Source organism: Pseudoalteromonas sp. NZS37, from assembly GCF_015864265.1.
Lineage (GTDB): Bacteria > Pseudomonadota > Gammaproteobacteria > Enterobacterales > Alteromonadaceae > Pseudoalteromonas > Pseudoalteromonas arctica.
The window spans coordinates 1-26,443 of sequence record NZ_JADYXL010000016.1; the positions used below are offsets into that span (position 1 = coordinate 1).

The following is a 26,443-nucleotide window of genomic DNA, read 5'->3' on the forward strand; positions in this document are numbered from 1 at the left end:
AGTGTTGCTTGCAGTGCTTGTTCTATATTCACAAAAAAATCCGTAGTTAGTTTCCTAACTACGGATTTTGCATGATCGTTTGGATCGGTCAACCGGTCATTTTCTTAACTGATCGGCATTAACCTAAAGGTGCTTTTTTTGGTTTTACTAATTAAGTTTGTTTATAGCGTTAAAAATACAATCAAACCGACACCGAGTAATAAACGATATATTACAAATGGCAACATACCCATTCGCTCTATTACTTTTAAAAACATAAATATACATGCATAAGCCGATAAGAACGATAGCACCACACCAAGCAATAATGTATTCCAATCAACTACATGGTCACCCAGTGCAAGCTCTGCAATATAATAAAGCCCCATCATAGAAATAATCGGAATCGCTAGTAAAAACGAAAAACGCGCTGCGCTTTGCTTATTCATACCCAACATTAAACCAGCGGTCATCGTGATACCTGATCGAGAAGTACCCGGGATCATTGCAACAGCTTGTGCGAAACCAATGATAAGTGCCGTTTTCCAATTGAGCTGATAAATAGTTTTAATTTGTTTCCCTTTTGCATCTGCGTACCAAAGCAACAAACCAAATACAATGGTGGTAGTAGCAATTACCCAAGCGCTTCGCAAATATAACTCAATAAAGTCTTTTAAAAGTAAACCTAAAATAACGGCAGGCACTGTACCTAGTATAATCCACCAGCCTAATTTACTGTCATCGGTAGTGCCTTGCTTACCAAAAGATTTAAACCATGCGCTTAGTATATCTACTACTTCTTTACGAAAATAAATAACAACGGCTATTAAAGTACCAACATGTACTGCTACGTCAAACGCAAGCCCTTGATCTTCCCAGCCTAAAATTTGCGATGGGAGAATTAAATGCGCAGAACTCGATATTGGTAAAAACTCAGTAAATCCCTGTATGAGGGCTAAAATAATTATTTCGATAATACTCATAGGTTAGAAAACTCCACCTTCCATAGCTTTTGTTGAGGGTTATTATATTCATTCCATAACTGCGCAATCGTTTGCTTAGCTACAGGATGATAAAAATCTGGGGCAACCTCACTCAGAGGTTGTAATACAAATGCATTTTTAGTTATTTCATCACGTGGTAATTGCGCTGGGGAATCGCAAGTTACATCATCATAAAACAGTAAATCTAAATCGAGCGTTCGTGGACTAAATTTTTTATCGTTCGCTGTACGCCCATTATCACGCTCTATTTCTTTTAATAAAGCGCATACATCAGCAAGCGACATATCAGTTGTAGCGCCAACTACTGAATTATAAAAATTATTGCCAGCAAACCCAACTGCTTCACTTTCAAAAACAGACGAGTGCACAATATGCTCAAAGTGCTGCTTAAGTGCAATTAATGCACATTGTATATAATGCGCTTTATTTATATTTGACCCTAGGCTGATATAAATTTGAGCCATTTAGTCAGTTGCCTTAACACGTGTAATTTCAACACCCACAGTTTGTGCTTGTGCTACTGCTGCAGGTTTACTTACTCTTATAGTAACTTGTGGCGTATTAAACTCGCTTAAAATAATCTCAGCCAACTGCTCAACCAAAGTCTCTAGCAACTCAACAGGTTTTGCAGTGCAGTGCTTAATAACGCGTTCGCTTACTTTTGAGTAATCCAGTGCTAAATTAATATCGTCATTTTCGGCTGCAGGCTTAATATCACTAAGCATTTCAATATCAAAATAAAGGCTCTGTTTACTTTCTTTTTCAAAGTCGTACACTCCAATAATAGTGTCGACGTGCAATTGAGATATAAAAACCTTATCCATTGATACTCCAAATAACAACAAACGACTAAGCAACTATACAAAGCATCAATAAAATTAATACTGTATATGGTTTAGCCAGTGTTTAAATATATGAAAATAACTTCTACAATAGCAAAATAACCAAACTAGCTATTAAATAGCCTGTTAATAATTTTCACGATAAATTTTGCTGCCAATAATAGCTTAAAAGTACTATCAATTGGTATAGTAATTAAAAAATAAGGAAGCGTGTGTTAGCCACTTTAATGTTTGTTTTAGCTTATTTACTTGGGTCGATTTCGTCGGCTATTTTAGTGTCGCGGTTGTTCAAACTCCCTGACCCTCGTAATAGTGGTTCTAACAACCCAGGGGCTACAAATGTTTATAGATTAGGCGGAGCATTTCCGGCTTGCTTGGTTTTAGTGTTTGATATTTTAAAAGGCACTATTCCAGTATGGGGGGCTTATTTTTTAGAAGTTGAACCTTTAGAGCTTGGATTAGTCGCAGTAGCTGCTTGTTTAGGTCATATGTACCCACTGTTTTTTAGCTTCAAAGGAGGTAAAGCCGTAGCAACGGCATTTGGCTCATTATTACCTATTGGCTTATCATTGGCTGGTTTACTTGTTTGTACATGGCTGGTTATAGTGGCAATAACACGCTATTCATCGCTGGCAGCGCTTGTAGCTGTATCTTTAGCGCCCTTATATACATGGCTGATAAAGCCACTTTATACTCTTCCCGTTACTTTTATCACGCTGTTAATTATATTTCGTCACCGTACTAATATTATTCGATTATTTAGCGGGGAAGAACCAAAAGTGGGTGCTAAAAAAGCACCCACCGATGAAAACAAAAATATCTAAAATATGAGTCATTAAATAGGCTCAAGGCTATCTATTGGCCAGCGAGGTTTTGTTTTCATATCAAGACTTGCAAACTGACCTGCTTTTAATCGTTGCATTCCTGCATAAGCAATCATTGCACCGTTGTCGGTACAAAATTCAGTACGCGGATAAAAAACTTCGCCTTTCATACCTTTCATTACGCGTTCAAGCTGCAGTCGAAGCTGTGTATTTGCACTTACGCCACCGGCGATTACTAAACGCTTAATACCTGTTTGTTTAAGCGCTCGCTTGCACTTAATAACCAGCGTATCAATAACCGCTGTTTGAAATGCATGCGCTATATCAGCTTTAGTTTGATCGTCGTCGTCATTTTCACGAATAGTGATTGATGCTGCAGTTTTTAAACCACTAAAACTAAAATCAAGACCTGGTTTGTCAGTCATCGGGCGAGGAAAAATAAAGCGCTTCGCAACGCCTTGTTCAGCCATTTTAGCTAAGCGCGGACCTCCAGGGTAGTCAAGACCAAGTAACTTAGCCGTTTTATCAAAGGCTTCGCCTGCGGCATCATCAACTGACTCACCTAGTACTTCGTATTGTCCAATACCCGCTACTTTAACCATCATGGTATGACCGCCCGATACAAGCAATGCAATAAACGGAAACTCAGGAATATTTTCTTCAAGCATCGGAGCAAGTAAATGCCCTTCCATATGATGAACAGCAACAGCTGGAATGTCCCAACCGTATGCTAATGAACGACCAATAGAAGTACCTACCAATAATGCTCCAACTAAACCTGGGCCTGCAGTATAAGCAATGCCATCTAAGTCTTCTGGGCCGCAACCCGCTTGTGCAAAAGCCGCGTCTATAAGTGGTAGCGTTTTACGAACATGATCGCGCGATGCAAGTTCCGGTACTACACCGCCATAATCAGCGTGTACTTTTACCTGGCTGTATAATTGATGAGCTAACAAGCCTTTTTCGTCATCGTATATTGCAATACCTGTTTCATCGCATGACGATTCAATGCCTAAAATTCGCACTGTACTTCTCCTGCCTTTAAAATTTCACTTCGCTGTTTTTATAACGTAAGGCCAATATTTGTTTGGCCATCTTCTAGGGCAAACTTTTTAAGTGCCTTCACGCTATCAGAGGTAATACGCCCCATATTTTCTACAAAATCAATTAGCTCACCTAATACTTCAATTTCGTATTGCATTAATGGATGCTCTCTAACGGCCGTGTTATCTGCAACCTCACCTTCAACCGTCATTTGATATTCAATAAAGCGGGCCACTGTTGCTTGAGATATTTTACTGACACTAATGAACTCTTGCTCATCTTGCGCCATTAAACCATGCATTAAGCTAAGTAAAGACGTTGCAGCATCAATAGCAGGGTAAGTACCAAACATATCAAAATCAGCAAGTTCAGGAACATTCGGTTCTATTTTTTCAACTTGTTTTTCGAGATCTATTTTACTTTTAGGCAGTAATATTTTTTCCCAACAAACATTAAGCGAATTACGAAGTAAGGTTTCATCACCAAACCCCGTTGCTTCGCTAAATAAACCGTAATTTGGCAGCATTCGCTCTATTAAAGCACTTGCTAAAACAGCTTTTTGTAAATAGTTAAGCTCTCTAATACGCTGAAAATTATTTGCTTTAGTCATTCTTTAACGTCTCACACGACCAACAAAAATCAAATGTTGATCCATTATGCTCATTACAGTTAGGGCATACCCAATCTGGAGCGGATTGTTTTACTTGTTGATAGTTTACCAATATTTGGCGCGCATGGCGCTCTTTTATCGCATAAACCTGCACACTAACTTGTGCTTGATCAAATGGAATTTCTCCCAATGCGCCTTGGAGCATCTCACCTTTTATTTTGCATTCAATGCCACTGGTTTGTATTAAACCTTTAATAATATTAGCTTCAAGAGTATTTTCGGCTTTATAAATTGTAACCCATTGAAAAGAGCTATCAGTTGAATTTTTATTATTAATATTTTGCAATATTCACCTCATTTATTTTGTGTTATCAATATCCTGCGCTAAATTATTAGCATGCTGCACTTTTAAGGAATAAACATGACACTTACAACCCCGGGCTTACTTTTTCCGGCCATATCGCTGCTATTATTAGCCTATACAAACCGATTTTTAGTTTTAGCGCAATTAATTAGAGAGTTAAATGCGCGTGAAGGCGAATCTATCCGACCTGTTGTAGTCGCTCAAATCACTAACTTACGTAAACGAATAAACTTAATAAGAACAATGCAGGTATACGGCGTAGCCTCTTTTTTACTGTGTACATTTTCGATGTTTGCTTTATTTATTGAATTTAATACCACAGGGATTATTTTATTTGGCATTAGCTTAGCTTGCTTAAGTTTATCGTTATTAACGTCTTTATTCGAAATACATATTTCCTGTGATGCGATTGAAATAGAACTACAAAGCATTGAAAATAAACCATTAAGCAGCCGAATAAATAGAAATTTTGTAAAATAAACTCTTATAGATAAAACACCCTATTATTTGTCATAATCATGTTATATGTGCGCCCTATTTTGGGGCGTACTTTTTTATTAATTAGAACAATTAAATTCCAATCTCCTAACTAACCCACTGAGTTAAAATAACTTTGCCTAGATAGTTAATTGCAAAAATATAGACAAAACACAATAAACAACTAGTTATCAATTAAAAAAGTAATACTATTTGGTCGCTTTCCTCTTTAATTAATACTAAAAGGGGGGTATCCTGCTGGAAACACGTATGAACTTGCAACCGTATTTCAATATAGAATTTTACTAAACTTTAGAATAAAAATTAATATATTTGATATCCGTGGTATCTGCGACTTACTTATAAAAAGGGACTATAAAGTGAGATTTGAACAATTAGAGCAATTTGTAGCACTTGGTGTATTACGTCACTTTAGACAAGCAGCTGAACAAACCCAAATTAGTACTTCAGCGCTAACGCGCAGCATTCAAACACTTGAAAATGAAATGGGATATGAGTTAGTAAAACGCTCAACTCGTTCTGTTAAATTAACGCCTGAAGGCGAACTTTTCCTTGAATATGCTAAAACGACTCTATCGGAACTTGAGCTAACGAAAAAACGGATTTTTCAATCAGTAAACGGTAATGCTAATGAAAAACTTGTTATTGGCTATACCAATAAGGCAAGCAGCATAGTACCTATTTCTTGTGGACAGTTTTTAGCTCAATATCCTCATATAAAAATTGAAATGCAGTTACAAGATCAACAAGAGCTAACACGCAGACTCCAACAAGGTGAAATAGACATAAGTGTATACTCTCAAGCTATTAATAGTATTGGCAGTGACATTCACTTACCTGATCAGCTTGTATTATTTGTTTCAAAAAATCACCCTCTTGCACATAAAAACGATATAAGTAAGCAAAATCTTGATAGCTACCCTATGTTTGGCTGCTTCTCTCAATCTAAACAAGTGCAAACTATGCTTAATGAAGCAATTGATTCTTTAAATAAATCATCAAGTATTAAAGTGGGTAGCATTGAGCAAGTAATGGCTGGTGTAGTTAAATCAGATCACTTTGCTATAGCAAGCATTGAGCATGCAAACACAATCGCAGAGAACTCTGAACTCGTGCAACTAAAAACAAATAAAGATTTAAATCACGAGCAACTCGTTGTACAAACAAGCCAACAAACATCAATTACCGAACATGTAGAGCACTTGCTGTCGCTTATAAAAAAAGCGGGAGCTGCATTTAACTAACCCTTCTTTTTGAAAAAGTGCGGCACAATAAACAGTAGCTTTAAATCGCTTTTCGGCTACACTGTCGCACCTTTTTTAAACAGCTGATGTGAATGAACACACTTTTTGGTCCTGATGTCTATTTAGATGATATAGAACGCCAAGGATACACCGTAATTCATAACGCGCTTATTGCCGATTTAGTTAACGATTTAGTTGCAGATTGTCACCGTATAAACCCCCACTTTAGCCTTGCCGGTATTGGTCGATTAAATAACTTACAAATAGATAAAACTATTCGCACTGACAAAACCTATTGGTTTGACGGCAGCTCTCAAGCACAGCTTACTTACCAAGCAATAATGCAAAGTATAAAAACCACGTTAAATCGTAGCTTTTTTATGGGGCTATTTGATTACGAATGCCATTATGCAAAATATACACAGGGTGATTTTTACAAAAAACACTTAGACGCATTTAAAGGTCGATCTAATCGTGTATTTACAACGGTGCTTTATTTAAATACGCCAGAGCAAGGTGGCGAACTTGTTATATATAAACCTAAAAGTAAAGAAGTAGAAATAACCATTAAACCAACTGCTGGCACATTGGTTATGTTTGAAAGCGAACGTTTTGCTCATGAAGTGCTTCCTGCAGTTGACGAACGCTATTCTATTGCTGGATGGTTTAGAAAAAACGCCTCTATTAGCGGCATTATTGATCCACCCCGATAGCTCTAAATTAAGTATTTTAACAGCCTTTATTAAGGCTTTAAAATGCTATTGGGTATGAAAGTAATAACCCTATAAAGATAGCCAAGCCCACATAATGATTATTTAAAAACGCTTTAAAGCAGGCATCTCTTTCACGCTTATGAATAAGCGTTTGTTGATATGCCAATAAACCAGCAGCCACACTCAAACTAATGCCAAACGCGACACTTAAATGATTACTTATACCAATAAACGCAACCAGCGATATAAATACAGCATTAAGTAAAAAGATTATGTGGCGGTCGTATTTACCAAATAAAATAGCGGTTGATTTTACCCCTATTTTTAAATCGTCATCTCTATCAACCATCGCATACATAGTGTCATAAGCGACTGTCCAGCAGATGTTGGCTATAAATAATAACCATGCCTGCTGCGGTAATGCATTTATTGAAGCCATATAGGCCATTGGAATAGCCCAACCAAATGCAGCTCCTAAAACAACTTGTGGTAATTGTGTATAGCGTTTCATAAAAGGGTAGCAAAAGGCTAAAGCCAAAGCCCCAAAAGAAAGCAAAATAGTATTAACGCTAAGCATTAATACTAAAATAAACGCAATAACTATGAGCAGTAAAAATAGGCTAAGTGCTTCACCACTACTAACCCGCCCTGAAGCTAGCGGCCGCTGAGCTGTGCGTTTTACAGAGCCGTCTATTTTCCTATCTGCAAAATCATTAATTACACACCCTGCACTTCGCATAACAACAACGCCCAGCGTAAATATAATAAAGTTGAGTAAGCTCGGCATCCCACTATTAGCAAGCCATAAAGCCCAGTATGTTGGCCAAAGTAATAACAAGGTACCAATGGGCTTATCTATACGCATTAGCTGTATATAGTAAGAAATATGTTTTGGCTTTAAAGCGGCTAATTTCATGAGTATAAATATGCTCCTGGTAAAAACACTTCACACACTAAAAATTTATATTCTTTGAGTGAAAATACACTTCGACGCCCTAGTAAGTTTTTTTCGGGTAGATTTAATTTTGCAACTAATTGCTGAACGGGGTGCTTGGCATCAAAATAAGCAATTTCTATATCCGTTCGTTTTAGTGCTGGGTCTTGAAAAATCACATCACCAAGAGGTCGTTCACCCATATTGTGCAAAGGATTGCTCGAATCATTTTTAGGAAGCCAGCTCTGTGCGTATACCACAGGTTTGTTATCGCACAATAAGAGTACTTCTCTATTAATAGCTGTTTTAGCGCTACAGTTTAGTAATAACTTTTGCTCTAGACTTAAAGTAAATAACTGCTCGCTTAATACTCTTACACTAAAAATTTGTGATTTACTTTTTAATTTAGCAGTTAAAGAATTAGGTTCAAAAAGCCATTCTTGCTCTAGAGGAGATAAGTCACTTACATATGAAGTGGACTGCCAATTAGCAGATATAGACAGAGGATAAGTAATCACAATAGCTCAACAAAATAAAAAACAACGAGATGATACCATTGCCAAAGCTTTTGAAAAAGTGATGTTTTATAACCATAAATAATAGCTTGGCGCTGTTTATTACCCACTATTAAGTATAAACTATTTGTAACAAGTTTTAAGAAACGCTTTAAATATGAAAAAAATAGTATACGCAGGTCTTTTTACGTTCTTTGTAAGCGTCATAAGCTTTACAGCTCGTGCTGAATCTACAGTTGGTTATTTTGGTTTTGAGCCCGATATAATCACCAACTACATTGGCGCATCAAGTAAAAAAATGGGCTATGTGCGTGTAACTATTGATTTAATGCTTAATGACACTTCAGATATTGCAGTAGTAGAGCACCACACGCCATTACTACGTGATGCCCTAGTAGAGATTTTATCTAAAGAGCCTGAAGAAAAAATAAAATCCCTTACTGGCCGTGAAGAAATACGCGCAAAGTGCGCCGAAAAACTAAAAAGCCTCTTAAAAGAAGAAACAGGACAAGAGATCATCCGTGAAGTCTTGTTCACTAAATATTTATATCATTAGTATTTAACGTTTTGCGTTAAATACTTTGGCGGTGTAGGCAAAAGCCATACCGCTAACTAACCCACCTAAGTGCGCCCAATTAGCCATACCTACAAACAATACATCTGCAAACCCAAGCACTAACCAAATCAACATAAAACCAACAATAGCCGTACTAACCAGCGCAGGTTTGTTCGGATTTAAAAAACTATGAATCCAACAAAAACCAAGTAACCCATATACTACGCCACTCAAACCGCCAAAGTTGGGACCAACCATTAGGTATTGCGCCCAATTACTAATAAGTGCAGTCACTAAAAACAAACCTATTAAGCTGAGTTTTCCGCATTGCTTTTCGATATTGTCGCCAAGTGACATCCACCAAATTAAATTAAACACAATATGCATCGCGCTAAAATGCACAAGCGCAGGTGTTAACCAACTAAGCGGTTGTGATGGATTAAATTGCAGAGCTGTATAAATTTCATCAAATCCACCCAATAAAAAAGCGACATAAATAACAATACTTAATATGCTAACAGTTTGGTTAAGCCAGCTAAGCGCTTTAAATCGCGACATAAGATTAAGTGATTGCCCTTGATATTTAAGCGGCGACTGTGTGCTGCCTACATCCCAAGATGCTTGCTGGTATTTTTCATGATTAGGGTTTTGTGTAAACTCAACCCATAAAGGCTGAACTTGATGAAAGTCCTCCTCAGTCACGCTAATAATGACATTACTGCCATCTGCCGAGTGTATCTTTGCATCTAGGCCCTGGCTTTTTAAATAATCTATAAAGCCCTGTGCGGCGCGTGGGTTATTTAAACTGCCAAGCTCTATCATCGCTCTACTTTCTCGCTATAAGACGCTTCCCACGCAGTAAAACCGCCATCCATGCTGTAAACATCTTCAAAGCCTTGCTCAACTAAATAACTAGCTGCGCCCTGAGAGCTCATACCGTGGTAACACACAATAATAATTGGCTGATCGAATTCTTTTTCCATCATAAATTGTGCAATATTACCGTTAGAAAGTGCTTCTGAGCCTGGAATACGACCAGCTTGATACGAATTTGGATCGCGAATATCTGCAATTACAACGTCTTCTTTATCTAGAAGTTCTAACGTTTGCGCTATAGAAATGTGTTTAAATGCCATTGAAGTCTCTTTAATTAATAGTATAAAAAAGGCGGCTAAAGCCGCCCTTCTTGTAATTTAGTTAGGAACTAATCCCAGTTTAAAATCACTTTACCTGACTGACCTGAAATCATCATATCAAAGCCAGCTTGGAAGTCATCCACAGAATACTGATGTGTAATGATTGGGTTCAAATCAAGACCAGATTGAATCAAGCTTGCCATTTTGTACCACGTTTCGAACATTTCGCGACCGTAAATACCTTTAATCACTAAACCTTTAAAAATAACTTGGTTCCAATCAACTGCCATATCAGATGGTGGAATACCTAGCATGGCAATTTTACCGCCGTGGTTCATGTTATTAAGCATTGAATTAAAAGCGCTTGGCACACCTGACATTTCAAGACCAATATCAAAGCCCTCTGTCATACCTAAGTCTTTTATTACATCTTCAAGCTTTTCGCTTGCCACGTTTACCGCGCGAGATGCACCCATTTTGCGGGCTAAATCTAGGCGGTATTTATTTACGTCGGTAATAACGACGTGGCGAGCACCAACGTGTTTTGCAACCGCTGCTGCCATAATACCAATTGGGCCTGCACCAGTAATAAGTACATCTTCGCCAACTAAGTCGAACGATAATGCGGTATGAACTGCATTGCCAAACGGGTCAAAAATTGAAGCCAGTTCGTCAGAAATATTATCTGGAATTTTAAATGCATTAAATGCAGGAATAACCAAATACTCTGCAAATGCACCTTCACGGTTTACGCCAACACCCGTTGTATTACGGCATAAATGTACACGCCCAGCACGACAGTTACGACAATGCCCACATGTAATATGACCTTCACCCGATACGCGATCGCCTACTTTAAAGCCACGAACTTCCTGGCCCATATCAACGACTTCACCAACATATTCGTGACCAACAACCATTGGAGTAGGAATAGTTTTGCTTGCCCATTCATCCCATTTGTAAATATGTACGTCGGTACCACAAATAGCTGTTTTACGAATTTTAATCAGTAAGTCGTTATGACCGACTTCTGGCTTTGGCGCATCTGTCATCCAAATGCCCGGTTCTGCTTTTAATTTAGATAATGCTTTCATAATTCACACTCAACTAAAAAACCGAAGCAAGGCTTCGGTTTAAAATAAAATTAAATAACGCCCATTTCTTTACCAATGCGGGTAAATGCATCAATAGCAATATCAAGTTGCTCAATGCTATGCGCCGCTGAAATTTGTGTACGAATACGCGCTTGCCCTTTTGGTACTACTGGGAATGAAAAACCGGTTACGTAAATACCTTCAACAAGTAACTTATCAGCCATTAACGAGGCTACTTTTGCATCTCCCAGCATTACTGGAATAATTGCATGATTTTTACCTGCACACGTAAAACCAGCAGCTTCCATTTGCTCACGGAAGTATTTAGCATTTGACCAAAGTTTAGCGCGAAGCTCACCGCCATTTTCTAGCATTTCAAGTACTTTAATTGATGCAGTAACAATTGAAGGCGCTAATGAGTTTGAGAACAAGTATGGGCGCGAACGTTGGCGTAACCATTCAACAATTTCTTTTTTACCTGAAGTATAACCACCTGAAGCACCGCCCAGCGCTTTACCTAATGTACCGGTGATAATATCTACACGGTCTAATACATTACAGTACTCAGGTGTACCCTTACCGTTTTCGCCAACAAAGCCAACTGCGTGAGAGTCATCAACCATTACAAGCGCATCATATTTATCGGCTAAGTCGCACACAGCTTCTAAATTACAAATAACGCCGTCCATAGAAAACACGCCATCAGTAGCTATTAGTTTCGTTTTAACGCCGGCTTCATCTGCTGCAATAAGTTGCTTTTCAAGATCAGCCATATCGTTATTTGCATAACGAAAACGCTTAGCTTTACACAAACGTACACCATCAATAATTGATGCATGGTTTAATGAATCAGAAATAATAGCGTCTTCTGCGCCTAAAATAGTTTCAAACAAACCGGTGTTTGCATCAAAACACGAAGAATATAGAATGGTGTCTTCAGTTTCCAAAAACTCACTGATTTTTTTCTCTAGTGTTTTATGAATATCTTGCGTACCACAAATAAAACGAACAGACGCCACACCAAAACCATGATTATTTAAACCGTTTTGCGCAGCTTCAATTAGCTCTGGGCTATTAGCTAAACCTAAGTAGTTATTAGCACAAAAGTTGATTACTTTACCTGACGCAACTTCGATTTGAGCTTGCTGCTGAGATTTAATAATACGTTCGCTTTTATACAAACCTTCGGTTTTTACGTCTTCAATTTGCTGTTGTAGCTGGCTAAAAAAAGCAGATGCTCTCATCTGTGTTCTCCATTTATTTGAACGGGTCAACAACCACATTTAAGCGACTGTTTATTATGGGGGGTATTGTAAAAGTTTAATGGGGAAAATGCACGGTTTGCAGTTCGTCGCAAACGCCCTAAACTGGAAGGAATTCCTGCCAGTTTACAGGCTAATCTGTTTAGTTTATTTATGTCTTTAAAAGTGCAGGTAAACTGTTTATAGAATCGATAATTAAATCAGCCTCTTGCTTGGCACTTTCATCAAAGCTTTGACCTGAACGCACTAAAACGCGGGTAGTGATCCCTGCTTTTTTCGCAGCCTGCATATCACTGAGTTTATCGCCCACCATTATACTGTAAGCAGGGTCGATGTTATGCTCTTGTATGCCTTGCAATAACATCCCTGGCGCAGGCTTTCTGCAACTGCACTCTTTCAAATATTCAGGGTGCGCTTTTTTAGGGTGATGAGGGCAAAAGTACACATCGGCAACTTCAATACTGTGATCGCTAAATTGGGTTTTCATCCAATCAGTTAGTGCTAAAAAATCAGTTTCGGTGTAATAACCTCGGCCAATTCCAGATTGATTAGTGACGATTATGATTTTATAGCCCGCATCATAAAATGCTTTACAAGTACTAAAAACACCTTCAATAAATTCAAATTTATCGCTTTGATACACATAACCATGGTCAACATTTACTACGCCATCTCGGTCTAAAAAAAGTGCTTTATTTTTTTTTTGTGCATTCATTACAAAGACTCTTTTTGTACAACATGATCAAACATCGCTTTTACGTCATCAACTGTAATTTGGCTCATTAAATCATCGCCTTTTACGCGCGTACCCCACGGCACTTGCTCAGCTGTTTTACCAGTTTGCTTAAGCAAATTTTGATGATAAACCTCTACCACGTAGTCTTGGTATAAGTAAGGACCTGTGCGTGCTGGGTTTGAATGTGCGTATAAACCAATAACCGGCGTACCAACCGTTACCGCCATATGTGCAGGACCCGTATCGGGCGCGAGCACTAAGCTGCCACGCTTTAACACGCACAACAATTCTTTGAGTTTCGTTTTGCCAACTAAATTTAAAATAGGTGTTTTGCTATGTTTAATAATGCTATTTGCTAGGTTAATTTCAAGTTCTGTTGGACCACCCGTCAATACAACTTTAAAGCCTTGCTCATTTGCATAATCAGCCAATGCGGCATAACGATCTGCGAGCCAATTGCGCTGTGCTTTACTTGCTGCTGGCGATATTACAAATAGTTTATTAGTTAGGTATTTTGGTGTTAGTAGCTCATCGGCAACCGCTTGGTCTTGCTCGGTATATGGCATGTTCCAACTCGGCTTATAATCAGCTACACCAATGGCTTTTGCAAAACCTTTAAAGCCTTCAAGCACATGCGCCTGAGCTTCTGGGGCTATTCGTTTATTAATAAATAAGCTGTGCAATTCTTTTGAACGCGCCCAATCGAACCCTATTTTTATTTTTGCTGGAATACAACGCGCTACAAACCCAGCCCTTAATGCAACTTGCATATTAAGTAGTACATCAAACTTTTGACCTTTAAAACGTTGCTTTAAGCTTTTAAGCGCTGCTTTGCCTTGCTTTTTATCAAATACCACCAGCTCAACGCCCGGTAAGTCGGCAAGTAGCATGGCTTCTATTTTGCCAATAACCCACGTGACTTTTGCATTAGGGTGTGCTTTTTGAATAGCTTGTACAGCACTCACACCATGACATACGTCACCAATGGCTGAGAGTCTTAATATACAAATAGATGAATAGTTAGGAGCTTGAGTCACACATTCCCTTAGGTAATAAATACAAAAGCCGATCTTAAATTATAATCACGCTATTGCAAGCACTTATCCTCAGCTTTAAAACACGCTAATATAGGCACATTATTTAGCAATTACACAGAGCTATGTTTAAACAACACGTACGAGGCAGTCACACTGTATTAAGCCACCCTAAATACACAAGCCAAATTACCCTCGATTGGTTTGATGCAAATTATTGGCAACAACAAAATAAAATTGTGGGCGCCAAAAAGGGCCGAGCAACTGCGTGGTTTTTTAAACAAGACGGATTAACAGCCGTACTTAGGCATTATTGGCGCGGTGGCTTAGTGGGTAAATTGCTAAGCGATCAGTATTTATATACTGGGCTTGAACAAACCCGTGTGTATAAAGAGTTTAGCTTAATGAGTAAGCTTATAGAGCTTGGTTTAAACGTACCAACCCCTATTGCAGCTAAAGTAACGCGTAGCGGATTAATTTATCGTGGTGATATTATTACAGAGGCTGTTAAAAGCGCTAAAAGTGTACTCGATGTATTAATTGAACGCCCATTGACCGAAGATGAGTTGGAGCGCATAGCTAAAACAATCGCGCTATTTCATTCAAAAGGTGTTTATCACGCCGATTTAAACATTAATAATATTTTGTTTAGTGATACTGGTGATGTTTATATTATCGACTTTGATAGAGGTGAAATAAGAGCGCCTAACCCACAATGGCAACAAAGTAATATGGCACGTCTTGAGCGCTCGTTTTTAAAAGAACAGGGTCGAAACGAGACATTTAATTGGCAAGCGACTGACTGGCAAACTCTGCATAGCAACTATCTCAAAGCACTCGCTAATATAAGTTAACTTAGTTAGCCAATGCTAAATACTGCAGAGCAACCTGCTCTGCCTGTACTTGTTTTAGAATATCTGCGTTTTCTACATTTGGCTTATCTGCTAGCACCTGCTTAACGGCATTGGCTAATGCCTCACTTTGCTGAACGGGTACTAAATATTTACTTAGCTCGCCTGTTAATATCTCGCTTGGTCCAAATGTACAATTAGTGCTGACTACCGGAGTACCCACCGCTAAAGCCTCAATTAATACCGTTGGAAGTCCTTCAAAATCAGAACTCAACACTAAAGCTTTGGCATGCTTAATCCAGTTGTACGGGTTTTGTTGAAATCCTGGCACTACTAACTGTTTTTCTATGCCGTATTCCTGTGCAAGCTTTAGCGCTTTAGCCGGTTTATTACATAAAAGTACTAACTTGTATTTTTTATCAAGCTTTGCAAATGCTGCAAATAATATATCGTGGCGTTTTTGTTTGGCGAGTCTTCCTACATGAATTAAGTAGGGCTCATTTGGGATATTGTTATTTTGCTCATTTGCTTGCTGTCTTATTTTTTCAAAATCGAACGGGTTGTAAATAGTCGCAATTGCACTTGGGTTAATTAAATCCCCTTGTATTATTTCTTTTTCAACACCCTTTGATACGCAAATAAGTGATTTACCATTTAAATTTTGCTTACTTTTTTTAAGATATAAATATGAAAATGGACCTAACTTTTTTTGACGTGCAAGTTCTGCATTAACTGAGTTGTGAATAACAAAATGAACATTTTTGATATTACTACGCGCGAGCAAGTTATTACTTCTATCAAGATTAGAAAGCACTAAATCAATATTGCCCAGCTCGCTTTGTTTTTTTTCAAACCAAGTTTGTAGTGTTAAAATGCTATTTTTACGCTGCCAAAATCGATCTACTTTTGATGCCCTATGTGCGAATAAACTCTCCACGTTAAGTACTTCAGGGATATTATATTCAATGGAGTTAGCAAGAGACAAAATAGTGATTCTGTGCTGTAACTTGGCCATTTCCTCAGCCAAAGTAAGCATTACTTTTTCAGCACCACCACCTACTAGTGAATCAATTACAATCACTATATTCATTAGCGATCCCCTATAAGCATATTTTTTATGCCATTAGTGATCACATCGAAGCTATGTGTATTATCAAGTTGGCTATATTTAGCAACGAATTCATTATAGAAAGGCTCGCTAATAACCTGAGCTATTTTCGTAGTGATTTCATCAATATCAAGATTTGCTTTTATGACAACACCTGCATTAACACAATGATCCAAACGTGTATTTTGATCTTTTGAGATAGCACATGCCACAACGGGGGTTTGAACTGCAATTGCTTGCAGTAAAGTATCTCCACCGCTAAGTAATGCGATTTTAGCTTGGCTCATTAATGCCAAAAAATCAATACTTTGCAGACTCGCTAAACAAGTAACCTCATCACTTTCAGGAATGGCTTTCTTATAATTGGGACCAAACACAACAACTGCTTTTAAACCAGTGTGCTTAGTAATTTTAAGCGCGGCTTTAAAGTAAACATCAGCGCAATTAAGGTTATTTAATACATGTCCGCCTGAGCCAGCATTTACAATAAAATAGCCTTCCGATACTAAGTTATAGCGATTTAAAACATCACGTTTTTGCGCGCAAGAGGCAAATGTAACAAAAGGACCTACATTTCGAGGATGTGCCAAGGGAAACATGTCTAACTTCGTACTTTCAGCCCATGTAAGTGGCTCAATACAATAATCAGGCTGTACAACCCAATGTGTATCAATTAAATTAATTCTGTTAAGTTTTAAGCCTTTAGCACGTTTTTTTGCATGCTGAGAAATGAATATAACTTTAGCGCCTACCTTTTTAGCCGCCTTCATATGCCCTGCACGTCCTGCACAATCAAAAACAACGACATCAGGTTTAAATTGCTCTATAAAGTCGCAAACAAAATCAAGCTCTTTAGTCGCTGAGTGTTCGAGTAGTGTGGCTTCAAAAGGACAATCTTTTGCGTAGCTTGTATGCTTATTTAATATAAAGTGAATATCGAGAGAATCTGCAAGTTCTGCCTTTAAACTTTGAGCCAACAACAACGAGCGCATATATTCACCAATGCCTTCTGGTGATGATACTGGAATAAATAAAAGTCGTTTGTTGCTCATTGCATTCTCAATGTCCTATTTGAGCTCCAGTATATCAATCAGATACTTATTACGATAGACAGGTTACATTTTAATATATTAAATTAACTCTATAAATTTGATTATTTACTGCAATAGCAGACTTAGATTGATAAACTTAGCCGCAATCTTAATCACAAGGATCTGAACTTTGCGAAACAGAATTTTTCTACTTTCTACTCTTTTTTGCGCTATGAGCGCATCAGTTAATGCTGAGCCATGGGTAAAACCCGATGATTATGGTCTAAGAGCTGATATTCAACAATTAGCTGATGCCGGTGTTATTTTAGCTCCTGTAACTACCTATCCGCTTATGTGGAAAAGTTTTATAAGCGATGTGGAAAGCATGCCGCTGGAGCAATTATCTCCAAGCTTACAAGATGCTTTACTTCGCGTTAAACATCGATATAAATCGGAAAATAGTAGCTCACATAGTCTTCAATTATCAGCTTTTGCAGCCACAGATCCAATCATAGCAACAAGCTTTGGTGCAACAAATACTCAAGAAACAGAGCTTTCAGCAGCTTACGCTTATTTAGGCGATAACTTTGCAGCTAAAGTAGCTATAAACTATAGAAAAGACGGTAAAAAATGTTTAGTTGATGGAAAAACGACTGACGATATAGTTACCGATGAGCAAGCTTTAACCGATTGTAACGATACCTCACTTGATAATAGTTACTTAGCTTACCGTTTAGGTAACTGGATTTTTAGAGCCGGTGCTGTTGAACAATTTTGGGGACCTGGTGTTGATAACAGCTTAATTATGTCAGGTAATGCGAAACCTTTACCTGCACTAAGTGTTACTCGAGAAAAAAGTACTGCTTTTGAGACACCATGGCTGAGCTGGATTGGTCAATGGAGCTTTACAGCACAAATGGCAAAGCTTGAGTCTACGCGTGTTATACCTGATGCTTTACTGTGGAGTACTCGTGTTAATTTTCGCCCTATTCAACAGTTAGAAATTGCACTTAGCTGGTCTGCACAATGGGCAGGTGACGGACAACCGGGCTCTGCGGGTGATTTTATTGATGTCATAACAGGGCAAACTGCATGTATCGATGGCAATGAGAGTTGTGATAGCCAGTTAGAGTCGAAAATAGGTAATCAATTGGCTGGTATTGATATTCGTTGGTCAGATACCTTATTTGATCAACCATATGCGGTTTATGCCAGTACTATAGGTGAAGATGCTAGCTCACAGTTTAAACCCGCTGATAGAGCTTACTTATTTGGTCTGCAAACAACACAGCGCATTTATGCTCAAAACATATTAGTAAATGTTGAATATATAGATACTGGTGTTTCATGCCAAGCTGACTCAATAGTTGAAAATTGTTACTATGAGCATGATACTTATAAGTCTGGCTATCGCTACCATGGACGCACTATTGGTTCGACGTATGATAATGATGCGCAATCAGTTGTCCTAACACTACTTGGTCAGCTTTCTAATGGTGATGATTGGCAGTTGAAATTACGCAGTGTTGATTACAATAGTGACAATAGCGATTGGTACCCTAGCAATCCAGATTTAGGTAACAGCATAACTAAAACAGCCTACAACAGTAAGCAATTAGAACTTCGTTACAGAATGCTTTCTATGGGAGGACGCGTCACTTTAGGTGCTTTTGCGTCTAACAACGACGGTGCTGAAAACGATACTTCTGCGTTTGCTAAGTACGAATATAACTTTTAATACGTTACTTTTAATAAAGTAACGTATTAAAAGTAAGAAAGGGATGAAAACAGTGTTTTCATCCCTTTTTTGTATTTTTTAGCAAACTAAATCAGTAATTACTGTTTAATTTTACTAATTACTTTTGATGTTGAGCATCCATCTAAAAATTCAAGCACTTCAACTTTTCCGCCATGGCGAAGTACATGCTCAGCACCCGCTATTTGCTCTACGGTGTAGTCGCCACCCTTAACTAAAATATCAGGGCTTATCTGCTCGATTAATTTAGCGGGAGTATCGTTTTCATCTAGACTACCAAACGGAATAACCCAATCAACTGATGAAAGTGCGCTAAGTACCATTGCACGCTCATCTAGCGGGTTAATAGGACGATCTGCCCCCTTTAAGCGCGTAATAGATTCATCATTATTTAATCCAACAACGAGTCTATCGCCTCGGGCTTTAGCTTGTGCTAAATAACGCACATGCCCAGCATGTAAAATATCAAAGCAGCCATTAGTAAATACAATGGTTTCGCCATTTTGTTTTGCAAACTCAATATGTTGAAGGACATCATCAAATGGTGTTTGGTAATGCTCACCAGTAGTATGTAAATACTGACCAAGCTTACGACTTAACTCTTCTGGCGAAACTGTAGCTGCACCAAATTTACTAACCGCTATACCTGCCGCTAAGTTAGCAATTTCGACAGCATCTTTAGGTTCCATGCCCGCACCAAGCATAACGGCTAATGTAGCTATAACCGTATCACCAGCCCCAGTCACATCACTTACTTCAAGTTCTTGTGCTGCAAAATCAAATTTTTCATCTGCATTAATTAACGACATACCTTGCTCAGAACGCGTAAGCAACATGGCTTTAATGCCATTTTTGCTAATTAAATCACGTGCACTTGCAGCTAAAGCTTCTTCTGAATCGGTTTGACCACCCGCTAACTTAAACTCATGTAAATTAGGCGTAATGTAATCAGCACCTTCATATAAATGTAAATCTGGCGATTTAGGGTCGATTAAAACCGTTTTTCCGGCGCCCTTAGCAAGGCTTACCATCTCTTTAATTAAGCTTAAAGATCCTTTGCTGTAATCAGAGAACACTATAAAATCGTATTCATCAAGTACAAGCTCTAAACGGTTTAATAAAAGTTGGCTGTGTTGCTCGGTAAATGTTTCTTCTAAATCAAGACGAACGAGTTGTTGGTGGCGGCTAATAACACGCATTTTTGAAATAGTCGGTAAATCACATACACTGACTAATTGTGAACTTATTTTTTCACCTTTTAGAATAGTCTCTAAAATCTGCCCGCTTTCATCTTCACCAATTAAGCCCAGTAAGCCAACTTTTGCATCTAACCGCGCTATATTTTTTGCAACGTTAGCTGCGCCGCCCGCTTTGTCTTCAAATTTACTTACTTTAACAACAGGTACTGGCGCTTCAGGCGAAATTCGACCTGTATCACCATACCAATAACGGTCTAGCATTACGTCGCCAACAACTAATATTCGTGCCGCTGATAAGTTTTTTAATAACGATAAATCCATTACTGCTGCTCCGCAACAACCATATCCATGGCTTCACATAACCAGTGACCTATAAACATGTGAGCTTCTTGAATACGTGCTGTTTCGTCATTTTTTATAATGATAGGTAACTTAGCAATATCTTTTACTTTACCGCCATCACGTCCAGTTAATGCCACTGTAAAAGCGCCTAGTTTATTTGCAGCTTCTAATGCTAAATTAATATTATTACTAGTACCTGATGTGGTTAAACCAATAACTAAATCTTCTGGCTTACATAGCGCTTGAACTTGGCGTTCAAACACCGTATCAAAGTGATAATCGTTGCTGTGTGCTGTTAAAATTGATGTATCTGTAGTCAATGCCATTGAGGCAAGCGGACCACGTTCTAATTTATAACGCACTACAAATTCTGCTGCTAAATGCTGCGCATCGGCTGCACTACCGCCGTTACCAAACCAAACAATCTTGCCACCAGCTTGTAATGCACTGTGGCATGCTTCTAACAGTTGCATAGATTCTTGATGATAAGCTTCCATCGTTTCAAATAATGCTTGATGACGGTTTAATGTTTCAACGTAGCTAGTTGCCACTGAATCGATAATTGACATGAAAAATTCCTCTAGGAACTGAAATAGCAGGGAAAAATTAAATCCATTATTCCATAATTTTATTTAATTGTGTGCATTTTATCGGGTTATAACTGAACCCAGACCATATTTTATTGTGAGTATGTTTAGAAAACGGCTATTTCACGGTAAACTAACGCCACCTCCCTTTAAGAAAGATCAGTATGGCACGCATTTTTTACTCTCTAGCATTAATTTTTATTAGCCCACTGATTGTATTTTATCTCTATATTTTACGAGGTAAAAAAAACCAAGGTTATCGTGCACACTTTAAAGAGCGCTTTGGGTTTGTCAGTAAGTCTTTATTTACGACTAAAACCAAACCTTTAGTTTTTCATTGTGCTTCTGTTGGTGAGGTACTTGCCGCAACGCCGCTTATTAAAGCTCTTCAAAAAGCGCATCCAAATTTAAATATACTTATAACCTGTAATACCCCAACAGGCAGAGATCAAATACTTAACCAGTTTAAAAATACTATGGCGTGTAGCTACTTACCAATCGATTTTCCGTTTGCGACAGCCAGATTTTTAAAGCGTATAAAGCCACAAGCATTATGTATTTTAGAAACAGAGCTATGGCCAAATTTAATGGCGATAAGTCACAAAAAGAATATACCGGTACTTGTCATCAATGCAAGACTCTCTGAAAAGTCGCAGCAAGGCTATCAAAAGGTCGCTAAATTAACGCATATTATTATGCGCTCAATTACAGTACTTGCGAGTCATAACAAGGCAGATGCAGAGCGTTTTATAGAGCTTGGTCTCGAAACTTCAAAAAGCCATGTAACAGGCTCTATAAAATTTGATATAACACCAAGTGACGAGCAATTAGCCAAAGTACTCAACCTTAAACAGCTTTACAGTATTAATAAAAATAGTAGTAATGAAAATAGCAGTACTGAACACATCAATGACGAGCGCTTCGTATGGGTAGCAGGCTCAACGCATCCTGTAGAACATGAATTAGTATTGGCAGCCCACCAACAGTTACTAAAAAAGCAACCTAATGCATTACTTATAATTGCCCCGCGCCATCCAGAGCAATTTGATAAAGTAGCTGAGCTTTTAACACAAAGCCCACTTAGTTTTAGCCGTCGTAGCCAAAATAACTACAACAATGAACAAGTACTCCTTGCTGATACGCTTGGTGAATTACAGTGTTTATATGGCGCTGCAAATGTGAGCTTTATTGGTGGCAGCTTAATTCGCAGAGGTGGGCATAACCCACTGGAATCAGCAGCGTTTTCGGTAGGTGTAATAACAGGTCCACACACATACAATTTTGATCATGTTTATCCCGAGCTAATAAAGCTTAAAGGCGCTGTAGTGGTTGATAGTAACGACGAACTAGCTAAGCAGCTCATAACGTTTAGCCAAAACACAAAAGCGTGCCAAACCTTAGGTATTAAAGCTGCGCAATGCGTAGCTAAAAACCAAGGTGCTATACAAAAAACACTTACCATTATTAACCAATATTTAGAGCCAAAACCGTGACCAACATAGCTATAAGCCAAACCCGCGAATGGGTGTCATCTGTTATTGTTAAATATAACTTTTGCCCGTTTGCCCGCAAAGAAGTAGAAAATAACTGTATTCATTACATCGTAAGCTCTGCAACGAGTATGGATGATGCTGTAATGGATATGCTTGAGCAATGTGTTGAGCTTGACCGCGAACCAGAGCGCGAAACAACCCTTATCATGTTTGACAACGGCTTTAGTGACTTTGAATGCTTTTTAGACTTGGTCGATTTAGCAAATGCGCTTTTAGTCGCGCAAGGATTTGAAGGTAAGTATCAAATTGCTAACTTTCATCCTGATTACGTATTTGCCGACAGCGATGAAAATGATGCCGCAAACTATACAAATAGAGCGCCTTTTCCTACTTTGCATTTAATTCGCGAAGCAAGTATGAGCGAAGCGCTTGATAGTTATAACGAACCTGAATCTATTCCAGAGCATAATATAAACCTAGCAAGGCGTAAGGGTATTGATTTTTGGCAGCAGTTACTTGAAGGCTGTAAAAAACCGAGCGCTTAAACGCTCGGTTTTATCTTGGTTTGTATAAATTTTGTGCAAAACTTCTTACAAAACAAGTAATACTTAAGCTTATTTTTTGACCCAGTTACCATTTACTTCAACGTAATGACCACTTTGGGTTTTTTCAATTGTTTTAGCGGCAGCAAGTGCTTCTACTTGTGAAAGTGACAAGTTATTCTTTTTAGCCAGCTTTAAGTACTGCGCTTTACGCTTTGCATTTATGTCAATAACAACTGCTTTTGCTTCTGCGTTTTGTACAACAAGCCCTAAATAACCAGAGCTATCTTCACCTACAAAACCTTGGTTTTTAGCGTCATCAAGGCTAATAGCCCACGCAGAGAACGACATACATACTGCACTAACTAACGTAATAATATTTAATTTTTTCTTCGTATTCATTTTTTAGCTCCTTAAAATAACTCACTGTCGTCACTAAACAAACTGTCGAGTTCTTTATCTACTTTTACGCGAATTTCGTGATCGACCTTCACATTTAAATTAATAGTAATGGGCTCTTTAGCAGACACCTCAACTCGGTGCGTACAGGCACTTAGTGCACTAATAGCACCTAGCGCGAGCAGTACTTTTATCAAAAACGACTGTCTCATTATTAGTTTCCTTTTTGTGAGTATTGTTGCTCAACTTTCTGTGTAATTTCGTCACTTAAACGCAGTGCGCGTAAAAGTGTAAATACGTTTTCTTCGTGGTTATAATTAAAGTTAACTTGCTGCTGCTCTTGTTTATTATAGCCTTGTAAATTAACCCCAAGCTTTAACCAGCCATCGTTTTTTAATGCCACACTGCTATTAAGTTTTTGAATATCTAAATTAGTTAATAGTCCTAATACAGGTTGCAATTCTTGCTGTTGCTGCATTACTGAATCAAACGCGGCATTATTGGTAATTTTTAAATTACCTGTTCCTTGGCTAAATAAGCTACCGTCAATTATTTCAATTTTTCCACTATCAAAATGGACAGGTAAAGACCCCGCCAAGCGTCCCGTTAATACAATGCCCGACTTATCGTCGAGTGTAACGAGTTTACTTGCATCAATGTTTTCAAACTTAACATTAGCAACTTGGTTTGGCTTCCCTATTGTGTAGGTATCTAACGAAAACTCGCCGCCAAACACACTTCCTTTTACATCATTTATAAGCGCGGTATTGCTACTAACTTGCCATTGCCCTTCAATCGCTTTAACTACGGCACCCGCTCTAAACTCATTTAAATTAAAGGTAGTTGGTTTTACATTAAGCTTACCTGAATTATATTCCCCGCTAAATACACTGTTTAAATCACTCGCAAGGTAATCGTTATACAGTGCACTTGTATGACTAATCCCCATATTGAACAGTGCATTTTGTAAGTTTATATCGCCACTAATATAGCCATTAAATTCGCCCTCTGTTAGTTGTGCAAGTGGCTCAAATTGCCTAATAAGCGCATTTAACAGCAGCGTACTTTGTTCAGGAATAATGACTTCAAACGGATGAGCTTGCGACGACATATGATGATTTATAACTAACTCAACATCGTTTATAAATGCGTGATGCGTGGATTTTAGTGCACGACTTTGCAAGCCTGTAGACTCTACTTTTATATTATTAAGTTTTATGTCGGGGCTATTAACAGCCTTTATATTCGTTTTTGCTGTTAGATTAGCAAATAACTCACCTACGCCTAAATTAGTATTTGCTGTTAATGTGTTACTTATATCTGTGACTTTAAATTCTTTATATTCTGCGCTTTTTAATCGCTGAGTTAACGCTACCTCTGCGTTTAACTGTTTATCCATTTTTGCTGTTAAATCACCTTGGTATTGCACTGCACTTATATCAAACGCATCTACACTATTAAGCGTTAATTTAGCATTTATAAGCCCAATTGGTTTTGAGTCTATAAACTCACTTATATTAAAGTGACCACTAAGGCTAAGCCCATTCGCTGTTGCAGGAACAAACTCAGGCAAGCTTTCAAGCATAACGGCGTAATCGCCTTTAATTACAGCGCCAGATAACTGAGCATTAACGTTAATATTATTTATATCGGGTGTATTTATTTGAGCTGATAAAGTTGTCTGTAAGTACTCAAATGGAGATGTAATATTTAGTGTTGTATCTGTTATTAAAAAATCGAATAGCTTATCGCCTTCACTCATCAAATTAATTACAGGTACACTGAGCTCACTACCCTCTAAGCGAATTGATTGAGGGAGTTTAAGTTGCCAATTTAAAGGAACTTGTTTGCTAATAAAGCCTGCATATTCACTCGGTGGAATTAACTCAGTACAGCTTGGTGTTAGATTAATTTTGTTATTAAGCAAATCGGTATTAAACATTAACACTTGGCTATTTAAATTAAAACGAGTCGCCAACTTGCCCGTGGTTAATACGTTAATCTGGCACTGCTGATTTGTATGAGAAAATTCATACGTGTGAGCAAACTGGGAGCTAATATCGCCATTTAATTCAAGTTCTATACCATCAAAGCTAAACGCTTGCTGAGTATTAAAATTAGCATCTGCAATTAATGTATTTTTAGTGTTTATAACTTGCTTTAAAAGAGTGTCATTAATCGTAAACTGACCACTTACTTTATTAGCAGTCAAAGTTGCACTCGCGTTTATATCACCCGTGACATTAAATTTATTTAGTGTGGGTTCTAATATACTTATTTTAAGTGGCTTATTGAGCTCGTCACTTTTTACTACAAACTGTTTAATGCTGATTAATGGGCGATTTAAGGGAAGCGCTAAATCGAGATTTTTAGCAAGTTGATTAGCATTATCACTTTTAGGGAGTGAATTAACCGTTAGCACTGCATTTTTAATATCTACACGCTTTGTATTTGCAGCAATATCCGTCAGTTGTAACTGTTGATTTTGATAATTTACACACACTTTATCAGCATGAATATTTAGTTCAGACGTAATTGAAAAATCGAGACAACTTAACGTAATGCCTGCTTTTTTGAGCTCAGGCGCTATAACCCACTGCAATAGCGGCAAGCGAAATACATAACCAAGCAGCAAGGTACTTAGCAATACAACGCCAACAATTAAACCAACTCGCTTAAACATACTATCCTTAAATGCTTTGTGCTTTTAGCTAAAACTATACTAATCAAAAAAGGCTGCACAATG

30 protein-coding genes are annotated in these 26,443 nt (G+C 38.0%); 9 read left to right on the forward strand and 21 right to left on the reverse strand.

The annotated features are described in order from the left end of the window. Positions 1–161 precede the first annotated feature (161 nt). The 3 genes from I6F47_RS19345 to folB are packed head-to-tail and all read right to left on the reverse strand — an operon-like array spanning position 162 to position 1,807. Entirely contained in the window at positions 162–962 is an 801-nt protein-coding gene (locus I6F47_RS19345) for an undecaprenyl-diphosphate phosphatase (RefSeq protein ID WP_197184388.1), read from the reverse strand. Then, a complete protein-coding gene (gene folK, locus I6F47_RS19350; RefSeq protein WP_024591465.1) occupies positions 959–1,447 on the reverse strand; it encodes a 2-amino-4-hydroxy-6-hydroxymethyldihydropteridine diphosphokinase in 489 nt (162 codons plus the stop codon). Before folK ends, I6F47_RS19345 begins: the two co-directional genes overlap by 4 nt. Next, on the reverse strand, positions 1,448–1,807 hold the full coding sequence (folB, locus tag I6F47_RS19355) for a dihydroneopterin aldolase (protein WP_007584738.1): 360 nt from the start codon (positions 1,805–1,807) through the stop codon (positions 1,448–1,450). 230 nt (positions 1,808–2,037) lie between these two features. Between folB and plsY the strand changes: the two genes are divergently transcribed. Continuing rightward, entirely contained in the window at positions 2,038–2,649 is a 612-nt protein-coding gene (gene plsY, locus I6F47_RS19360; protein WP_007584736.1) for a glycerol-3-phosphate 1-O-acyltransferase PlsY, read from the forward strand. An 11-nt stretch (positions 2,650–2,660) separates the two neighbouring features. Here plsY and tsaD read toward each other — a convergent pair whose 3' ends face one another. Genes tsaD through I6F47_RS19375 form a run of 3 tightly spaced genes read right to left on the reverse strand, consistent with a single transcriptional unit; the run spans position 2,661 to position 4,649 of the window. Further along, entirely contained in the window at positions 2,661–3,674 is a 1,014-nt protein-coding gene (gene tsaD, locus I6F47_RS19365) for a tRNA (adenosine(37)-N6)-threonylcarbamoyltransferase complex transferase subunit TsaD (RefSeq protein WP_010554406.1), read from the reverse strand. A 38-nt stretch (positions 3,675–3,712) separates the two neighbouring features. After that, positions 3,713–4,303 (reverse strand): YjaG family protein, encoded by a 591-nt coding sequence (locus I6F47_RS19370; protein ID WP_007584732.1) that lies wholly within the window; start codon positions 4,301–4,303, stop codon positions 3,713–3,715. Continuing rightward, positions 4,296–4,649 (reverse strand): putative signal transducing protein, encoded by a 354-nt coding sequence (locus I6F47_RS19375; protein ID WP_010554404.1) that lies wholly within the window; start codon positions 4,647–4,649, stop codon positions 4,296–4,298. Before I6F47_RS19375 ends, I6F47_RS19370 begins: the two co-directional genes overlap by 8 nt. A gap of 75 nt (positions 4,650–4,724) precedes the next feature. Here I6F47_RS19375 and I6F47_RS19380 point away from each other — a divergent pair, with 75 nt between their 5' ends. From I6F47_RS19380 to I6F47_RS19390, 3 genes are all read left to right on the forward strand, one after another. Next, a complete protein-coding gene (locus tag I6F47_RS19380) occupies positions 4,725–5,147 on the forward strand; it encodes a DUF2721 domain-containing protein (RefSeq protein WP_007584730.1) in 423 nt (140 codons plus the stop codon). Between the two features lie 377 nt (positions 5,148–5,524). Further along, positions 5,525–6,409 (forward strand): LysR family transcriptional regulator, encoded by an 885-nt coding sequence (locus I6F47_RS19385; RefSeq protein ID WP_007584725.1) that lies wholly within the window; start codon positions 5,525–5,527, stop codon positions 6,407–6,409. Between the two features lie 92 nt (positions 6,410–6,501). Next, positions 6,502–7,122, forward strand: a complete 621-nt coding sequence (locus tag I6F47_RS19390) for a 2OG-Fe(II) oxygenase (protein WP_007584723.1) — start codon at positions 6,502–6,504, stop codon at positions 7,120–7,122. A 37-nt stretch (positions 7,123–7,159) separates the two neighbouring features. On the opposite strand, the gene ubiA is transcribed toward I6F47_RS19390, so the two are convergent. Together ubiA and I6F47_RS19400 are read right to left on the reverse strand one after the other, a co-directional pair. Beyond that, entirely contained in the window at positions 7,160–8,038 is an 879-nt protein-coding gene (gene ubiA / locus I6F47_RS19395) for a 4-hydroxybenzoate octaprenyltransferase (RefSeq protein WP_197101361.1), read from the reverse strand. Further along, positions 8,035–8,574: a chorismate--pyruvate lyase family protein gene (locus tag I6F47_RS19400; RefSeq protein ID WP_165729394.1), complete on the reverse strand. Its 540-nt coding sequence runs from the start codon at positions 8,572–8,574 to the stop codon at positions 8,035–8,037. The genes ubiA and I6F47_RS19400 overlap by 4 nt, the downstream gene beginning before the upstream one ends. 154 nt (positions 8,575–8,728) lie before the next feature. Between I6F47_RS19400 and I6F47_RS19405 the strand changes: the two genes are divergently transcribed. Further along, a complete protein-coding gene (locus I6F47_RS19405; protein ID WP_007584719.1) occupies positions 8,729–9,127 on the forward strand; it encodes a flagellar basal body-associated protein FliL in 399 nt (132 codons plus the stop codon). A 3-nt stretch (positions 9,128–9,130) separates the two neighbouring features. Here I6F47_RS19405 and glpG read toward each other — a convergent pair whose 3' ends face one another. The 6 genes from glpG to I6F47_RS19435 form a co-directional block, all read right to left on the reverse strand. Next, positions 9,131–9,949, reverse strand: a complete 819-nt coding sequence (gene glpG, locus I6F47_RS19410) for a rhomboid family intramembrane serine protease GlpG (protein WP_024594082.1) — start codon at positions 9,947–9,949, stop codon at positions 9,131–9,133. Next, entirely contained in the window at positions 9,946–10,263 is a 318-nt protein-coding gene (glpE, locus tag I6F47_RS19415; RefSeq protein WP_007584717.1) for a thiosulfate sulfurtransferase GlpE, read from the reverse strand. Before glpE ends, glpG begins: the two co-directional genes overlap by 4 nt. Before the next feature lie 68 nt (positions 10,264–10,331). Beyond that, entirely contained in the window at positions 10,332–11,357 is a 1,026-nt protein-coding gene (gene tdh / locus I6F47_RS19420; RefSeq protein ID WP_197111066.1) for an L-threonine 3-dehydrogenase, read from the reverse strand. Positions 11,358–11,407: 50 nt separating this feature from the next. Next, the gene (locus tag I6F47_RS19425) at positions 11,408–12,601 is read right to left on the reverse strand and encodes a glycine C-acetyltransferase (protein ID WP_197184389.1); all 1,194 of its coding nucleotides are present in this window, start codon (positions 12,599–12,601) and stop codon (positions 11,408–11,410) included. Positions 12,602–12,770: 169 nt separating this feature from the next. Then, on the reverse strand, positions 12,771–13,334 hold the full coding sequence (gene gmhB, locus I6F47_RS19430; protein WP_197111065.1) for a D-glycero-beta-D-manno-heptose 1,7-bisphosphate 7-phosphatase: 564 nt from the start codon (positions 13,332–13,334) through the stop codon (positions 12,771–12,773). Next, positions 13,334–14,392 (reverse strand): glycosyltransferase family 9 protein, encoded by a 1,059-nt coding sequence (locus tag I6F47_RS19435; RefSeq protein ID WP_197111063.1) that lies wholly within the window; start codon positions 14,390–14,392, stop codon positions 13,334–13,336. The genes gmhB and I6F47_RS19435 overlap by 1 nt, the downstream gene beginning before the upstream one ends. A gap of 122 nt (positions 14,393–14,514) precedes the next feature. Here I6F47_RS19435 and I6F47_RS19440 point away from each other — a divergent pair, with 122 nt between their 5' ends. Then, positions 14,515–15,243 (forward strand): 3-deoxy-D-manno-octulosonic acid kinase, encoded by a 729-nt coding sequence (locus I6F47_RS19440; protein WP_197184390.1) that lies wholly within the window; start codon positions 14,515–14,517, stop codon positions 15,241–15,243. 1 nt (position 15,244) lies between these two features. On the opposite strand, the gene I6F47_RS19445 is transcribed toward I6F47_RS19440, so the two are convergent. Both I6F47_RS19445 and I6F47_RS19450 read right to left on the reverse strand, forming a co-directional pair. Further along, positions 15,245–16,330 carry a glycosyltransferase gene (locus I6F47_RS19445; RefSeq protein ID WP_101164176.1) on the reverse strand — a complete coding sequence of 362 codons (1,086 nt, stop codon included), beginning with the start codon at positions 16,328–16,330 and terminating at the stop codon, positions 15,245–15,247. After that, a complete protein-coding gene (locus tag I6F47_RS19450; RefSeq protein WP_197184391.1) occupies positions 16,330–17,400 on the reverse strand; it encodes a glycosyltransferase family 1 protein in 1,071 nt (356 codons plus the stop codon). The genes I6F47_RS19445 and I6F47_RS19450 overlap by 1 nt, the downstream gene beginning before the upstream one ends. Before the next feature lie 211 nt (positions 17,401–17,611). Here I6F47_RS19450 and I6F47_RS19455 point away from each other — a divergent pair, with 211 nt between their 5' ends. Beyond that, the gene (locus I6F47_RS19455) at positions 17,612–19,117 is read left to right on the forward strand and encodes a capsule assembly Wzi family protein (protein ID WP_197184396.1); all 1,506 of its coding nucleotides are present in this window, start codon (positions 17,612–17,614) and stop codon (positions 19,115–19,117) included. A 98-nt stretch (positions 19,118–19,215) separates the two neighbouring features. Here the strand turns inward: I6F47_RS19455 and hldE are convergent, their stop codons facing one another. Together hldE and I6F47_RS19465 are read right to left on the reverse strand one after the other, a co-directional pair. Beyond that, positions 19,216–20,655 carry a bifunctional D-glycero-beta-D-manno-heptose-7-phosphate kinase/D-glycero-beta-D-manno-heptose 1-phosphate adenylyltransferase HldE gene (hldE, locus tag I6F47_RS19460; RefSeq protein ID WP_165729385.1) on the reverse strand — a complete coding sequence of 480 codons (1,440 nt, stop codon included), beginning with the start codon at positions 20,653–20,655 and terminating at the stop codon, positions 19,216–19,218. After that, positions 20,655–21,245, reverse strand: a complete 591-nt coding sequence (locus I6F47_RS19465; protein WP_002961065.1) for an SIS domain-containing protein — start codon at positions 21,243–21,245, stop codon at positions 20,655–20,657. Before I6F47_RS19465 ends, hldE begins: the two co-directional genes overlap by 1 nt. Positions 21,246–21,427: 182 nt before the next feature. Here I6F47_RS19465 and waaA point away from each other — a divergent pair, with 182 nt between their 5' ends. After that, a complete protein-coding gene (waaA, locus tag I6F47_RS19470) occupies positions 21,428–22,756 on the forward strand; it encodes a lipid IV(A) 3-deoxy-D-manno-octulosonic acid transferase (RefSeq protein ID WP_197184392.1) in 1,329 nt (442 codons plus the stop codon). Then, a complete protein-coding gene (locus tag I6F47_RS19475; protein ID WP_197184393.1) occupies positions 22,753–23,301 on the forward strand; it encodes a DUF1415 domain-containing protein in 549 nt (182 codons plus the stop codon). The genes waaA and I6F47_RS19475 overlap by 4 nt, the downstream gene beginning before the upstream one ends. A 69-nt stretch (positions 23,302–23,370) precedes the next feature. Here I6F47_RS19475 and I6F47_RS19480 read toward each other — a convergent pair whose 3' ends face one another. The 3 genes from I6F47_RS19480 to I6F47_RS19490 are packed head-to-tail and all read right to left on the reverse strand — an operon-like array spanning position 23,371 to position 26,380. Further along, the gene (locus I6F47_RS19480; RefSeq protein ID WP_197184394.1) at positions 23,371–23,700 is read right to left on the reverse strand and encodes a YdbL family protein; all 330 of its coding nucleotides are present in this window, start codon (positions 23,698–23,700) and stop codon (positions 23,371–23,373) included. An 11-nt stretch (positions 23,701–23,711) separates the two neighbouring features. Continuing rightward, positions 23,712–23,909 (reverse strand): YnbE family lipoprotein, encoded by a 198-nt coding sequence (locus tag I6F47_RS19485; protein WP_165722906.1) that lies wholly within the window; start codon positions 23,907–23,909, stop codon positions 23,712–23,714. 2 nt (positions 23,910–23,911) lie between these two features. Further along, positions 23,912–26,380 (reverse strand): YdbH domain-containing protein, encoded by a 2,469-nt coding sequence (locus I6F47_RS19490; protein WP_197184395.1) that lies wholly within the window; start codon positions 26,378–26,380, stop codon positions 23,912–23,914. Between the last annotated feature and the right edge of the window lie 63 nt (positions 26,381–26,443).

What these genes read in the sequence shown, in the direction of transcription:
- I6F47_RS19345 (WP_197184388.1), bottom strand. Translation starts at nt 962, where the DNA reads ATGAGTATTATCGAAATAATTATTTTAGCCCTCATACAGGGATTTACT.
- folK (WP_024591465.1), bottom strand. Translation starts at nt 1,447, where the DNA reads ATGGCTCAAATTTATATCAGCCTAGGGTCAAATATAAATAAAGCGCAT.
- folB (WP_007584738.1), bottom strand. Translation starts at nt 1,807, where the DNA reads ATGGATAAGGTTTTTATATCTCAATTGCACGTCGACACTATTATTGGA.
- I6F47_RS19370 (WP_007584732.1), bottom strand. Translation starts at nt 4,303, where the DNA reads ATGACTAAAGCAAATAATTTTCAGCGTATTAGAGAGCTTAACTATTTA.
- I6F47_RS19380 (WP_007584730.1), top strand. Translation starts at nt 4,725, where the DNA reads ATGACACTTACAACCCCGGGCTTACTTTTTCCGGCCATATCGCTGCTA.
- I6F47_RS19390 (WP_007584723.1), top strand. Translation starts at nt 6,502, where the DNA reads ATGAACACACTTTTTGGTCCTGATGTCTATTTAGATGATATAGAACGC.
- ubiA (WP_197101361.1), bottom strand. Translation starts at nt 8,038, where the DNA reads ATGAAATTAGCCGCTTTAAAGCCAAAACATATTTCTTACTATATACAG.
- I6F47_RS19405 (WP_007584719.1), top strand. Translation starts at nt 8,729, where the DNA reads ATGAAAAAAATAGTATACGCAGGTCTTTTTACGTTCTTTGTAAGCGTC.
- glpG (WP_024594082.1), bottom strand. Translation starts at nt 9,949, where the DNA reads ATGATAGAGCTTGGCAGTTTAAATAACCCACGCGCCGCACAGGGCTTT.
- glpE (WP_007584717.1), bottom strand. Translation starts at nt 10,263, where the DNA reads ATGGCATTTAAACACATTTCTATAGCGCAAACGTTAGAACTTCTAGAT.
- tdh (WP_197111066.1), bottom strand. Translation starts at nt 11,357, where the DNA reads ATGAAAGCATTATCTAAATTAAAAGCAGAACCGGGCATTTGGATGACA.
- I6F47_RS19425 (WP_197184389.1), bottom strand. Translation starts at nt 12,601, where the DNA reads ATGAGAGCATCTGCTTTTTTTAGCCAGCTACAACAGCAAATTGAAGAC.
- gmhB (WP_197111065.1), bottom strand. Translation starts at nt 13,334, where the DNA reads ATGAATGCACAAAAAAAAAATAAAGCACTTTTTTTAGACCGAGATGGC.
- I6F47_RS19440 (WP_197184390.1), top strand. Translation starts at nt 14,515, where the DNA reads ATGTTTAAACAACACGTACGAGGCAGTCACACTGTATTAAGCCACCCT.
- I6F47_RS19445 (WP_101164176.1), bottom strand. Translation starts at nt 16,330, where the DNA reads ATGAATATAGTGATTGTAATTGATTCACTAGTAGGTGGTGGTGCTGAA.
- I6F47_RS19450 (WP_197184391.1), bottom strand. Translation starts at nt 17,400, where the DNA reads ATGAGCAACAAACGACTTTTATTTATTCCAGTATCATCACCAGAAGGC.
- I6F47_RS19455 (WP_197184396.1), top strand. Translation starts at nt 17,612, where the DNA reads ATGAGCGCATCAGTTAATGCTGAGCCATGGGTAAAACCCGATGATTAT.
- hldE (WP_165729385.1), bottom strand. Translation starts at nt 20,655, where the DNA reads ATGGATTTATCGTTATTAAAAAACTTATCAGCGGCACGAATATTAGTT.
- I6F47_RS19465 (WP_002961065.1), bottom strand. Translation starts at nt 21,245, where the DNA reads ATGTCAATTATCGATTCAGTGGCAACTAGCTACGTTGAAACATTAAAC.
- waaA (WP_197184392.1), top strand. Translation starts at nt 21,428, where the DNA reads ATGGCACGCATTTTTTACTCTCTAGCATTAATTTTTATTAGCCCACTG.
- I6F47_RS19480 (WP_197184394.1), bottom strand. Translation starts at nt 23,700, where the DNA reads ATGAATACGAAGAAAAAATTAAATATTATTACGTTAGTTAGTGCAGTA.
- I6F47_RS19485 (WP_165722906.1), bottom strand. Translation starts at nt 23,909, where the DNA reads ATGAGACAGTCGTTTTTGATAAAAGTACTGCTCGCGCTAGGTGCTATT.
- I6F47_RS19490 (WP_197184395.1), bottom strand. Translation starts at nt 26,380, where the DNA reads ATGTTTAAGCGAGTTGGTTTAATTGTTGGCGTTGTATTGCTAAGTACC.